We start from the raw sequence: 12,684 nt of genomic DNA, 5'->3' as shown, positions 1-12,684 counted from the left end.
GAAGAGTGGCCTCCCTGGGGCCCGATGCGCGCGAAAGGCCCCGCGATGGAGTTGACTGCCTGCGGTTTTGGCCCCGGTCCTGGTGCCGGTCCTGACCCCGGTCCTCGTGTCGGCTCGGGGGTCGGTGAGTTCGCGGCGCTGCGGGAACGGGCGCGCGGCTCGCTGCTCGGCCTCGCGGTCGGCGACGCGCTCGGCGCCCCCGCCGAGAACATGCGCCCCTCGGAGATCCGCCGCCGCTGGGGCCGTATCGAAGGGTTCGTCAGTGACAACCCGGCCGGTACGGACGACACCGAGTACGCGATCTTCTCCGGTCTCCTGCTGGCCAGACACGGCTCGGCCCTGACCGTCACCCATGTCGAGAACGCCTGGCACCACTGGCTGGCCGACCTCGACGAGGGAGCGTTCCGGGGAGCCGGGTTCAGCGAGCGCGGCACGCTGGAGAATCTGCGCCGGGGCCTCGCCGCCCCGATCACCGCCCAGCACCGGCACGCCTGGAGCGACGGCCTCGCGATGCGGGCGGCCCCGTTCGGCGTCTTCGCGGCCGGCCGGCCGGCCGAAGCGGCCCGGCTCGTCGCGGTCGACGGCACGGTCAGCCACGAGGGCGAGGGCATCTACGGCGGCCAGGCGGTGGCGGCCGGGGTCGCCGCCGCGATGACGGGCGCGGGCCCGGCCTCGGTCGTGGCCGCCGCGCTCTCGGTGATCCCGATGGACTCCTGGACGGCCCGCTCGCTGCGCCGCGCGGTGGTCGCGGCGGGTCGCGACCACCCCGACACGCTGACCATGGAGCGGGCGGTCCGGTCGGCGGTCGTGATCGGCGGCTACCCATGGACGGACCTGGCGCCGGAGGCGGTGGGCCTGGCGTTCGGAGCGTTCGCGGCGGCCCGCGGCGACTTCCGTACGTCGGTCCTGACGGCGGTCAACATGGGCCGCGACGCGGACACCACGGCGGCGGTGGCGGGAGCACTCTCGGGAGCGGTCTCCGGCGCCGAAGCGATCCCGAAGGAATGGTCCTCGGCAATCGGCCCGGTCCGGGGCAGCTGCCTGCCGTCGATGCGGGGCCACCACGTCCTGGACATCGCGGACCTGCTGACGCCGGACGACGACGGGCAGGGGTCCTGATGAGCGGGCAGGGCCACGGCGTGGAGCTGTCGGCGGGTACGGAGGCGGGCCCCCGGCCGCCGGACGGGCCGAGCCCGACGACGCGCGACGGTCCGTCAACCGGTCGACACCCAGGCCGGCCGGAGAATGACGAAACACCGCCCACCAGCCGGAACCCCGCCCACCCGGACGGTACCTACGCGGGCGACGGCACCGAGCTGACGCCGGGCCCACGAGCGCCGGCCGACCGGGGGGCGGACACCGGGCCCGCGGCCGGGCGGATGCCGGGCCGACCCGCGAGTGGCGGTCGACCGGGCGCCGACGCCCCCCGGTGCGAGCACCTGAGGCACACGGCCGGGCCCGGGGTGGCCCGGGACCGGATCGAAGGGCTCCTTCTCGGGCTCGGTGCCGGGGATGCCGCCGGGTGGCCAGCCGCTCGGCATCGGGCCGCGCGGATGCCCGAGTGGACCCGGCGGCTCACCCGTGAGCTCGACACCTTCGCCGAGCAGAACGCGACCACCACCCTCCCCGTCCCCATCGCCCTCAACCAGCCCCCCGAGCCGCTGCGCCTCGGACCGTCCGACGACGCCGAGTGGGCGGCCTTCGCCGCCGAGACCGTGCTCACCGCGTTCGGTGATCTCTTCGCCGGCCTCCCCGCCGACCGCCGCACACGCGCCGCCGTCGACCTGGCCTGGTCCACCCTCGCCGGTGAGATCGCCGCGGCGGCGGACCGCGCGCCGGAGGTGGAGTCCGCCGTACTGCCGCTCCGCGCCCGGATCTCCGTACGCGCCGGGCTCGGCAATCTCGCCACCGGTCTGCGCCCGCCCGCGACCGGCCACGACAACCCGCACTACTTCGACGACGCGGCCTGCGTACGGTCCGTCGTACTGGCGGTCGTGCATCCGGGACGGCCGCACGCCGCCGCCGAACTCGCCGAGTTCGACGCCCGCTACACGCAGGACGGCGACGGGGTGCACGGCGCCCGCGCCATGGCCGCCGCCGTGGCCGCGGCGCTCGGCGGCGCCGACACCGCGACCGCGGTCGCCGCCGCGCTCGAACAGCTGCCGGACAGCACCGAGATCGGGCGCAACGCCCAGCACGCGGTCAAGCTGGCGCGGGACTTCGCGGACGAGCCCGCCGGAGCGTTCGCGCTCGTCCCCCTGCTGGAGCATCAGATCGTGGACCACGTCTACAGCTACGGCATCGCCGCCGCCGAGACCGTGCCGGTCGCCCTCGCCCTGACCCTCGCGTCCGGCGGGAGCGTCTGCGCCGCCGTACCGGCCGCCGCGTGCCTCTCGCGGGTCGCGGACTCGGCGCCCGCGCTCGCCGGCGCGCTGACCGGGGCGCTCGGCGGGGGCGCGGCCGTGCCCTCGGCCTGGCGGGACGCCTGCCGCGTCCTGGCGGGCTGCGCGCTGCCGCGTCTCGCGGGGACGGACCTGGTCGAACTCGCCGGGCTGCTGGCGCGCACGCTCGCCTCGGCGGACCACAACTCCCCGTAGCGCCACGGGCGGCGAGCTTCACCCCCACGGGACGTACGCGGGTGGACAATTCCGGCATGACGACGCTCAGAGCATCCGCGACGCCCGCACTCGAAGACCGGATCACCGGCAGTCTCGTCGGCGCGGCCGTCGGAGACGCGCTCGGCGGCCCCGTCGAGGGCTACACCCCCGAGCAGATCGTGGACCGGCACGGCGGCCGGGTGTCCGGCATCGTCGGCCCCTGGAACGAGGACTGGCGTACGGCGCGGCCCATCGCCCCGTACCACAAGGGCGACGGCCACATCACCGACGACACCTTGATGACGCACGCGCTGGTGCGGGTGTACGCCACGGTCCGCGACCACCTCGACGCGTACGCCGTCGCCGACCGTCTCGTCCCCGACCTGATCTCCACGCCGCGCTGGATCCCAGAGCTGGAGGCGGAGGCGCTGCCGCTCCAGCGGATCTTCCTGGCCGAGAAGTGGCTCGTCGCCCGTATCCACTACGGGCATGTGGACCCGCGCGAGGCGGGCGCCGGGAACATCGTCAACTGCGGTGCGGCGATGTACATGGCGCCGGTGGGCCTCGTCAACGCGGCGAACCCCGCCTCCGCGTACGCGGAGGCCCTCGACGTCGCCGGCGCGCACCAGTCCAGTTACGGCCGTGAGGCGGCCGGGGTCCTCGCGGCGGCGGTCGCCGCGGCGTGTGCGCCGGGCGCGACGCCGACGAGCGTCGTGGACGCGTGCCTCACGCTCGCCAAGGACGGGACGCGCGCCGCGATCGAGGCGGTGTGCGAAGTGGCCGCCGCCCACGAGGACTTCGAGCCGGCGCTGCGTCCGCTGCGAGAGGCGGTCGCGCCGTTCGACACGGTGGGCCCCGACTACCGCGCCCCGTCCCTCGGCGCGCGCCGGCCGTCCCGGCTGCACTCCATCGAGGAACTGCCCGTCGCCCTCGGCATGTTGCTCATCGGCGACGGCGACTACCGCCGTACGGTGCTCGGCTCGGTCAACTACGGCCGCGACTGCGACTCGATCGCCACAATGAGCGGGGCGGTGGCCGGGGCGCTGTCCGGCGGGGCGACGATCCCGCCGGACTGGTCGAAGGAGGTCTCGGAGGCGAGCCGTCTCGATCTGCACGGCCCCGGGCGGACGCTGACGGAGGTGGCGTACGAGATCTTCGCCCAGGACACGGCGCGCCGCCGGGCCCACGAATCGGCGTTCGCCGAGCTGACGGTGGCGCGATGACGGAGCCGTTGCGGATGACCTGGGTCCAGCCGGAGGACCTGCTGGGCCACGAGCTGCGCCAGGCGGCCGAGGACGGGCGCGACCCGACGGCGGTGGCCTCCACCTGGTACGCCGCCGGCGGCCCCCCGTCGCCGCCGCGCGCGGGCGCGTCCACCCTGCCGGCGGCCCCGGAACTGCGGGCGCTGGCCCTGACACTTCTGTCCGAACTGGCGGACCTGCCGGGCCCGTCGGCGGAGAGGGAACCGACGGAGCTGCCGGACATCGTGCGAGCCTGCGGCGTCGAGTGGCCGACCGAGCCGCCCGCACCGGCCCGCGCCGCACCTCCGGCGACCGCGGAGGCAGGCGAGCGCCCCCGGCCGGTGGCGTCGCCGACGGCCGTCGAAGGCCACCGGACGGGCGCGGGCACGGCCACCCCACGGGGGCCCGGGGGCCTGGCCCCGGACCCGGGAGCGGGCAGTGCCGGCGATCACACACCGTCCACCACCGCGCCGCGAAGCGCGCCACCCGGCCCGACGGACGCGACCATCGGGGGGCCCGGGGGCCCGCCCCAGGTTTCGGGAAGGGGCGGGACAGGGGAACACACCCCGCTCGGCGCGCGGCAACTGCACGCCGCCTGGCTCGGCCGCGCCGCCGGGTGTCTCCTCGGCAAACCCGTCGAGAAGCTCACCCTCCCCGCCATCCGCGCACTCGCCCGCGCCACCGGCAACTGGCCCCTGAACAGCTGGTTCACCGCCGAGGGCGTCCCGGCGGACCTCGCCGCCGCGCACCCCTGGAACCGGCGTTCCGCCGCCGGCTCACTCGCCGAGAACATCGACGGCATGCCCGAGGACGACGACCTCAACTACCCCCTGCTCAATGTGCTGTTGCTCCAGCGGTACGGCCGCGGCTTCCGCACCGCCGACGTCGCCCGCCTCTGGCTCGACCAGCTGCCCGCCGGTCGTACGTTCACCGCCGAGCGCGTCGCGTACCGCAATCTGCTCTCGGGGATCGAGCCCCCGGACACGGCCCGGCACCACAACCCGTTCCGGGAGTGGATCGGCGCGGCGATCCGCGCGGACGTACACGGCTGGACGCACCCGGGCGACCCCGCGTCGGCCGCCGCCCAGGCGCACCGGGACGCGACGCTGACGCACACCTCCAACGGCGTGTACAGCGCGATGTTCGTCGCGGGCACGATCGCCGCGGCGGGCGGCGGCGCGGACGTGCACGCCTCTCTGCGCGCCGGTCTCGCCGTCGTTCCCCCGCGCTCACGACTCGCGGAGGCCGTCCGCCACGCGATCGGGACCGCCCGCGCCCACAATGACTTCGACACCGTCGTCGACCGACTGCACGCCACCCACGGCCACCACCACTGGGTCCACGCCATCCCCAACGCCGCGCTCCTCGCCGCCGCCCTCACCCACGCCGACGGCGACTTCACCGGCTCCATCTGCCGCGCCGTGTCCGGCGGTTGGGACACCGACTCCAACGGCGCGACGGCCGGCTCCGTCGCCGGTCTGCTCGCCGGCCACCCGGACCGGCTGCCCGAGCGGTGGACGGCTCCGCTCAAGAACCGCCTCGCCACCTCCGTCGTCGGATTCGACGGCATCGGCTTCGACGAACTCGCCCGACTCACCCAGGAGGCACTCCGCCCATGACCGGCATCGTGGTGCTCGGCAGCACCAACATGGACCTCGTCGCGTACGTCGCGCGAGCCCCGAAGCACGGGGAGACCGTCACGGGCCGTGAATTCCGTACGGTCCCCGGCGGCAAGGGCGCCAACCAGGCCGTCGCCGCCGCCCGCGCCGGTGGCGACGTGGCGATGATCGGCGCGGTCGGCGACGACGAGTTCGGCGTACTGCTCCGGCACACGCTCACCTCGTCCGGCGTGGACACCGACCTCCTCCACACCGCCGAGAGCCCCTCCGGCACGGCCCACATCGTCGTCGACGACGAGGGCGGCAACGCGATCGTCGTCATCCCGGGCGCGAACGGCACCCTCACCGCGCTCGGCCCCGGCGAGGAGACCCTCATCAGCACCGCCGCCTCCCTGCTCCTCCAGCTCGAACTCCCGCTGAGCGTCGTCCTCGACGGCGCGCGGGCGGCGAGGCGGCACCGGGTACGGACGATCCTCACCCCCGCCCCCGTCCAGCCGCTGCCGCCCGAACTCCTGGCCGCCACCGACCTGTTGGTCCCCAACGAGCACGAGGCCGCGGAGCTCACGGGCGTCGCCGACCCGCACGAGGCGGCGAAGGTGCTGCTCCGGCAGGTCCCGGAGGTCGTGATCACCCTGGGCGCGGCGGGCTGTCTGTACGCGGCACGCGACGCCGGGCCCGTCACCGTCCCGGCGCCGAAGGTGACCGCCGTGGACACGACGGCCGCCGGTGACACCTTCGTCGGCGCGCTGGCCGTGGCGATCGGCGAGGGCCTACCGATGGCGGAGGCGACGCGCTGGGCGTCGGCCGCCGCCGCGCTCTGTGTACAGCGCCAAGGAGCGTCCACCTCCATGCCCTACCGCTGCGAGATCGACGAGGCCGCCTCATGACCACCGCCAACGGCACCGGCAACGACCCGAAGGCCCCGTCCGCCGCGTCCACCCCCGCCGCTCCCCCGCTGGACGGCCTGCGCGTCCTCGACCTCGCCACCCTCTTCGCCGGCCCGCTCGCCGCCACGATGCTCGGCGACTTCGGCGCCGAGGTCATCAAGGTCGAGCACCCCTCCCGCCCCGACCCCTCGCGCGGGCACGGCCCCGCGAAGGACGGCGTCGGCCTCTGGTGGAAGATCCTGGGCCGCAACAAGCGCACCATCACCCTCGACCTGTGCAGCCCGCCCGGCCGGGACGTCCTGCTGCGGCTGGCCGCCGACGCGGACGTGATCGTCGAGAACTTCCGCCCCGGCACGCTGGAGAAATGGGGCCTCGGCTGGGCCGAACTCTCGGCCGTCAACCCCCGGTTGGTCCTCGCCCGGGTCACCGGATTCGGGCAGTTCGGGCCGTACTCCCGGCGCCCCGGCTTCGGCACACTCGCCGAGGCGATGAGCGGCTTCGCCGCCATGACCGGCGAGCCCGAAGGACCGCCGACGCTCCCCCCGTTCGGTCTGGCCGACTCGATCGCCGCGCTGGCCACCGCGTACGCCGTGATGACCGCCCTCAACGGGCGGGCCACGACGGGCCGGGGCCAGGTGGTCGACCTGGCGATCATCGAGCCGATCCTGACGGTGCTGGGGCCGCAGCCCCTCTGGTACGACCAGCTCGGCTACGTACAGCCCCGTACCGGCAACCGCTCCCGTAACAACGCCCCCCGCAACACCTACCGCACCGCCGACGGCTCCTGGCTCGCGGTCTCCACCTCCGCCCAGTCGGTCGCCGAGCGCGTCATGCGGCTGGTGGGCAGGGAGGAACTGGTCGACGAGCCGTGGTTCGCCACCGGCAGCGGCCGGGCCGACCACGCCGACGTGCTGGACGAGGCGGTCGGCGGTTGGATCGCCCGGCGTTCGCGCGACGACGCGATGGCCGCGTTCGAGAAGGCGGACGCGGCGATCGCCCCCGTCTACGACATCCGCGACGTCATGGACGACCCGCAGTACCGGGCGCTGGACACCGTCACCGAGATCGCGGACCCGGACCTCGGACCGATCCGCATGCAGAACGTCCTCTTCCGGCTCTCCGAGACCCCCGGGGCCATCCGGTGGGCCGGCCGTCCGCACGGCGCCGACACGGACGCGGTCCTCACCGAGCTGGGCCTCTCCGCTCCGGAGATCGCGGCCCTCCGCGAGGAGGGCGCGCTGTGAGCCGCCCCGCGCCGCACGCGCCGCGCCCGCCGCACCCCATGCCCGCCCCGGGGCCGCTGTACCCGAGGCACCCGCCGCACACCCCGCTCACCTGGCTGTACGTACCCGGGGACCGGCCCGACGTCGTACAGAAGGCGCTCGTCTCCGGCGCCGACGCGGTGATCGTCGACCTGGAGGACGCGGTGGCCGCCGACCGCAGGGAGTACGCGCGCGCCGCGACGGCCGATCTGCTGGCCTCCCCCGGCCCCACACCGGTCCATGTGCGCGTCGCGGGCGATGACGACATCCCCGTGCTGGCCGGCCTCCCCGGCCTCGCCGGGCTGCGGCTGCCCAAGGTCACGCACGCGTCGGATATCCGCCGGGCCGCCGTCATGGCCCCGGGCGCCCCGCTGTACGCGCTGCTGGAGTCCGCCCTCGCCGTCGAGAACGCCCACGCCGTCGCCGCGGCCCATCCCGCGGTGCGCGGTATCGCCCTCGGTGAGGCGGACCTCCGCGCCGATCTGGGGGTACGGAACGACGCCGGGCTCGACTGGTCGCGCAGCCGGGTCGTGGTGGCGGCGCGGGCCGCCGGTCTGCCGGCGCCCGTCCAGTCCGTCTTCCCCGACGTGCGGGACCTGGAGGGGCTGGCGGCCTCCTGCGCGCACGGGCGCTCGCTCGGCTTCTTCGGGCGGTCCGCGATCCATCCGCGCCAGCTGCCGGTGATCGAGCGCGCGTATCTCCCCACGCCGCGGGAGATCGAGTCGGCCACGGAGATCGTCGAGGCGGCGGCGGAGGACGCGGGCGCGGTGGCGCTGCCGGACGGGCGTTTCGTGGACGCGGCGGTCGTGGCGGCGGCCCATCGCACGCTGCTCCTGGCGGCGCGGCCGGTGCGGTGATTCCGGATCCGTCCGGTGGCCGGTTGAGGACAAGCACGGCCCAGGCACAGGCAAGGGCCGCCGCACCTCTCACGAGGTCCGGCAGCCCTGTGCCTGGGCCGTGCGCCCGTCAGACGTTCTTCGCCGCCGCGGCGTCGGAACTGCTCTCGGCGTCGGTGTCGGCATCCGCCCCGGCCCCGACGGTCTCGGGCTCGTCGCCCTTCTCGGTCCTGACCTTGGCGTCGCCGTCCTCCACGCCGTCCTCGGTCTTGTCCTTGCCGTCCTTGCCGTCCTTGCGGAGCGTCTCCCGGTCCGGCTCGACGAGCTCCTCGCGCCCCGGCCTGGTCCGCGCCGAGATCACGATGTACACCACCGCGAGGACGAAGACGATGATCGCGGTCCACACGTTGAGGCGGAGCCCCAGCACGTGGTGCGCCTCGTCGACGCGCATGTACTCGATCCAGGACCGGCCCACGCAGTACGCGGCGACGTAGAGCGCGAAGGCCCGTCCGTGGCCGAGCTTGAAGCGGCGGTCGGCCCAGACCACGAGCAGCGCGACGCCGACGCACCACAGCGACTCGTAGAGGAACGTCGGGTGGTACGTACCGCCCTCGCGGTTCACCCCGTCGGAGATCTCCACGGCCCACGGCAGATCGGTGGCCTTGCCGTACAGCTCCTGGTTGAACCAGTTGCCCCAGCGGCCGATGGCCTGGGCGAGCACGATCGCGGGTGCGATGGCGTCCGCGTACGCCGGCAGCGGGATGCCCCGGCGGCGACAGCCGATCCACGCGCCGACGGCGCCGAAGGCGATCGCGCCCCAGATCCCGAGGCCGCCCTCCCAGATCTTGAAGGCGTCGACCCAGTTCTTACCGTCGCTGAAGTACAGCTGGTAGTCGGTGATCACGTGGTAGAGCCGGCCGCCGACAAGTCCGAAGGGCACGGCCCAGACGGAGATGTCGGCCACGGTGCCGGCCTTGCCGCCACGGGCGATCCAGCGCTTGTTGCCGTACCAGACGGCGACGAAGACACCGAGAATGATGCAGAACGCATAGCCGCGCAGCGGAAGTGGTCCGAGATGGATCACGCCGCTCGACGGACTGGGGATATAGGCAAGTTCCATGGCGGTTCCGACGCTACCGTGCCGGGCGGGGCCTACGGCAACCCGCCCGGCAACTTCTGGATAACGAGCACACGCGAAAAGGCCCCGGTGCGGCCCGCCGGCTCAGGAGGGGGAGGCCCCGGTGTCCGGCGGCGTCGCCGGTGCGGTGCCCGGCTGCTTGCCCTTGTTGGCCTCCCTGACCCACCTCTTGAAGTTGTCCGGGGTGATGTTCTCGCCGGCCTTCTTGGGGAAGACGGATTCACCGTTGAGCAGGACCGTCGGCGTGCCGCTGAAGCCGCCGTTCTGGAACGCGGCGTTCGAATTCATCACCCATTTGTCGTGCTTGCCGTCCTCGACGCACTGCCGGAAGCCGGGGGCCGACTCCAGGCCGCCGACCTTGTCGGCGAGCTCCAGCAGCCGCGCGTTGTCCGCGAATGCGTCGTCGGGCTCCGGCGGCTGATTCTGGAACAGCGTGTCGTGGTACGGCGCGAACTTTCCGACATCCTGCGCGCACGCCGCCGCGTTGGCCGCGCGCAGCGAGCCGGTACCGCCCATGTTGCCGTCGATGATCGTGGCGAGGTGGTAGTCGACCTTGAGCTGACCGTCGGTCTCCAGCTCCTTGATCGTCTCCCTGAACGCGTTCTCGAACTGGGCGCAGGCCGGGCAGCGGAAGTCCTCCCACACGGTGAGGGTCGACGGGGCGTCGGCCTTGCCCACGGGGATCGACAGCTCGTCCTTGCCCTGCGCCCCCGACGGGGCGAGAACGGGGCCCGCGGCGCCGCTCTCGCCCTTGTCCTTGTTCGCGTCGCTCGCGACGAGTCCGATCGCCGCCGCCACGCCCAGCACGCCCACCACCGCCGCCGAGACGACGAGGGTGCGCCTGCGCCGCTCCCGCCTCTTCTCCTGCTCACGCTGCTCCTGGAGCCGCTCTCTGGCGCTCCTCTTTGCCTCACGGTTCTTCTCGCTCACGCCTCAGCAACGAACCGGGGAGGCGCGTACGCACCTCCCCGGTCCCATGTCCACCCGTACGAGCTACCTCACCCGTCAGCGCTTGCGAACGCCTTCCGCCAGGTCGGCGGCGAGCGCGCGGACCGCGGCCAGCCCCGCCCCGGCGTCGGGCGCGTCCAGCATCAGCTTGACGAAGGCCGAGCCGACGATGACCCCGTCGGCGAACGAGGCGACCTCGGCGGCCTGCGCCGCGTTGGAGACCCCGAGCCCGACGCACACCGGCAGATCGGTGGTGGCGCGGGTCCGCCGCACCAGGTCCTGAGCCTGCGCGCCCACCGACTGGCGGGTGCCGGTGACGCCCATCAGGGAGGCGGCGTAGACGAACCCGGAGCCTACGGAGGTGATCTTCGCGAGCCGCTCGTCCCTGCTGCTCGGCGCGACCACGAAGACGGTGGCGAGGCCCTGCTTCTCGGCGTGCTGCCGCCACACGTCGGACTCCTGTACGGGCAGGTCGGGCAGGATGCACCCGGCGCCGCCCGCCTCGGCCAGCTCGGTGGTGAAGCGCTCGATGCCGTACCGGTCGATCGGGTTCCAGTACGTCATGACCAGCACGGGCTTCCCGGTGCCCTCGTACGCCTCGCGGACCGTGCGCATCACGTCGGCGATCTTCACGCCGCCCTTGAGTGCGATGTCGTCGGCGGTCTGGATGACGGGGCCGTCGAGCACGGGGTCGCTGTGCGGCAGCCCGATCTCAACCACGTCGGCGCCGCCGTCGAGGACGGCCTTCACGGCGTCGATGCCGCCGTCCACCGTCGGGAATCCGGCCGGCAGATAGGCGATGAGCGCGGCGCGCCCCTCGCCGCGCGCGGCCGCGAGGGTGTCGCTCAACAGCTGGATGTTCCCGCTCACTTGGCGCTCTCCTCGTCGTACAGCCCGAAGTAGCGGGCGGCGGTGTCCATGTCCTTGTCGCCGCGCCCGGAGAGGTTGACGACGATCAGGCCGTCCTCCCCCAGCTCGCGGCCGACCTCCAGCGCCCCGGCGAGCGCGTGCGCACTCTCGATGGCCGGAATGATGCCCTCGGTGCGGGAGAGCAGCAGCAGGGCCTTCATCGCGTCGTCGTCGGTCACGGCCCGGTACTCGCCGCGCCCGCTGTCCTTGAGGTACGCGTGCTCGGGGCCGATGCCCGGGTAGTCGAGTCCGGCCGAGATCGAGTACGGCTCGGTGATCTGGCCCTCCTCGTCCTGGAGGACGTAGGACCGCGAACCGTGCAGGATGCCGGGCTCGCCCGCGGTCAGCGTCGCCGCGTGCTCGCCGGTCCCGATGCCGTGACCGGCGGGCTCGCAGCCGACCAGCCGTACGGCCTCGTCGGCGAGGAACGCGTGGAAGAGACCGATCGCGTTCGACCCGCCTCCCACACAGGCGACGGCCGCGTCGGGCAGCCGGCCCGCCCGCTCCAGGATCTGGCGGCGCGCCTCGACGCCGATCACGCGGTGGAAGTCCCGCACCATCGCGGGGAAGGGGTGCGGCCCGGCGACGGTGCCGAACAGGTAGTGCGTACGGTCCACGTTGGCGACCCAGTCGCGGAACGCCTCGTTGATGGCGTCCTTCAGGGTGCGGCTGCCGGACCTGACCGGTACGACCTCGGCGCCGAGCATCCGCATGCGGGCGACGTTCAGCGCCTGGCGCTCGGTGTCGATCTCGCCCATGTAGATGGTGCATTCGAGTCCGAACAGCGCGCAGGCGGTCGCGGTGGCGACACCGTGCTGTCCGGCGCCGGTCTCGGCGATGACGCGGGTCTTGCCCATGCGCTTGGTGAGCAGCGCCTGGCCGAGCACGTTGTTGATCTTGTGCGACCCGGTGTGGTTCAGGTCCTCCCGCTTGAGGAAGACCCGGGCGCCGCCGGCCTCCTCTGCGAACCGGGGGACCTCGGTGAGGGCGCTGGGGCGGCCGGTGTAGTTGACCATGAGGTCGTTGAGCTCGTCGGCGAAGGCGGGGTCGCCCTTGGCCTTCTCGTACTCGACGGCGACTTCGTCGACGGCGGCGACGAGTGCCTCCGGGATGAACTTGCCGCCGTACGCGCCGAAGTAGCCGTCGGTGTTCGGGCTCAGGCCCTCGGGGTCGGGAATGAAGAACCCGGAAGAACCGGAGATAAGGGTGGAATCGGACGTCACGGATGATCTCCTCATGACAAGCGA

At 73.7% G+C, this 12,684-nt stretch carries 11 protein-coding genes; 7 read left to right on the top strand and 4 right to left on the bottom strand.

The features are described from left to right. The first annotated feature begins 45 nt into the window (after positions 1–45). The 7 genes from ACIBBB_RS12265 to ACIBBB_RS12235 all read left to right on the top strand — a co-directional run bounded on the left by ACIBBB_RS12265 (position 46) and on the right by ACIBBB_RS12235 (position 8,463). Complete coding sequence (locus ACIBBB_RS12265) at positions 46–1,119, top strand: ADP-ribosylglycohydrolase family protein (protein ID WP_398980964.1); 1,074 nt, start codon at positions 46–48, stop codon at positions 1,117–1,119. 197 nt (positions 1,120–1,316) lie between these two features. After that, positions 1,317–2,597 (top strand): ADP-ribosylglycohydrolase family protein, encoded by a 1,281-nt coding sequence (locus tag ACIBBB_RS12260; protein ID WP_398981315.1) that lies wholly within the window; start codon positions 1,317–1,319, stop codon positions 2,595–2,597. A 56-nt stretch (positions 2,598–2,653) separates the two neighbouring features. Beyond that, positions 2,654–3,820: an ADP-ribosylglycohydrolase family protein gene (locus ACIBBB_RS12255; protein ID WP_398980962.1), complete on the top strand. Its 1,167-nt coding sequence runs from the start codon at positions 2,654–2,656 to the stop codon at positions 3,818–3,820. Next, positions 3,817–5,457, top strand: a complete 1,641-nt coding sequence (locus ACIBBB_RS12250) for an ADP-ribosylglycohydrolase family protein (RefSeq protein ID WP_398980961.1) — start codon at positions 3,817–3,819, stop codon at positions 5,455–5,457. The genes ACIBBB_RS12255 and ACIBBB_RS12250 overlap by 4 nt, the downstream gene beginning before the upstream one ends. Beyond that, on the top strand, positions 5,454–6,344 hold the full coding sequence (gene rbsK, locus ACIBBB_RS12245) for a ribokinase (protein WP_398980960.1): 891 nt from the start codon (positions 5,454–5,456) through the stop codon (positions 6,342–6,344). The genes ACIBBB_RS12250 and rbsK overlap by 4 nt, the downstream gene beginning before the upstream one ends. Further along, positions 6,341–7,588 (top strand): CaiB/BaiF CoA transferase family protein, encoded by a 1,248-nt coding sequence (locus ACIBBB_RS12240; RefSeq protein ID WP_398980959.1) that lies wholly within the window; start codon positions 6,341–6,343, stop codon positions 7,586–7,588. Before rbsK ends, ACIBBB_RS12240 begins: the two co-directional genes overlap by 4 nt. 38 nt (positions 7,589–7,626) lie before the next feature. Continuing rightward, positions 7,627–8,463, top strand: a complete 837-nt coding sequence (locus tag ACIBBB_RS12235) for an HpcH/HpaI aldolase/citrate lyase family protein (protein WP_398981313.1) — start codon at positions 7,627–7,629, stop codon at positions 8,461–8,463. A gap of 109 nt (positions 8,464–8,572) precedes the next feature. On the opposite strand, the gene lgt is transcribed toward ACIBBB_RS12235, so the two are convergent. The 4 genes from lgt to trpB all read right to left on the bottom strand — a co-directional run bounded on the left by lgt (position 8,573) and on the right by trpB (position 12,639). Continuing rightward, on the bottom strand, positions 8,573–9,562 hold the full coding sequence (gene lgt / locus ACIBBB_RS12230; RefSeq protein ID WP_398980958.1) for a prolipoprotein diacylglyceryl transferase: 990 nt from the start codon (positions 9,560–9,562) through the stop codon (positions 8,573–8,575). Between the two features lie 102 nt (positions 9,563–9,664). After that, entirely contained in the window at positions 9,665–10,510 is an 846-nt protein-coding gene (locus tag ACIBBB_RS12225; RefSeq protein ID WP_398980957.1) for a DsbA family protein, read from the bottom strand. Between the two features lie 75 nt (positions 10,511–10,585). Next, positions 10,586–11,398, bottom strand: coding sequence for a tryptophan synthase subunit alpha (gene trpA / locus ACIBBB_RS12220; RefSeq protein ID WP_398980956.1), 813 nt, complete (start codon positions 11,396–11,398; stop codon positions 10,586–10,588). Continuing rightward, positions 11,395–12,639, bottom strand: a complete 1,245-nt coding sequence (gene trpB, locus ACIBBB_RS12215) for a tryptophan synthase subunit beta (RefSeq protein WP_398981311.1) — start codon at positions 12,637–12,639, stop codon at positions 11,395–11,397. The genes trpA and trpB overlap by 4 nt, the downstream gene beginning before the upstream one ends. Positions 12,640–12,684: the final 45 nt, after the last annotated feature.

The sequence above is a fragment of the Streptomyces sp. NPDC051217 genome (assembly GCF_044455465.1).
Taxonomy (GTDB): domain Bacteria; phylum Actinomycetota; class Actinomycetes; order Streptomycetales; family Streptomycetaceae; genus Streptomyces.
The sequence above is the reverse complement of the archived record's forward strand: the minus strand, read 5'-3'. Positions and strand labels throughout refer to the sequence as shown.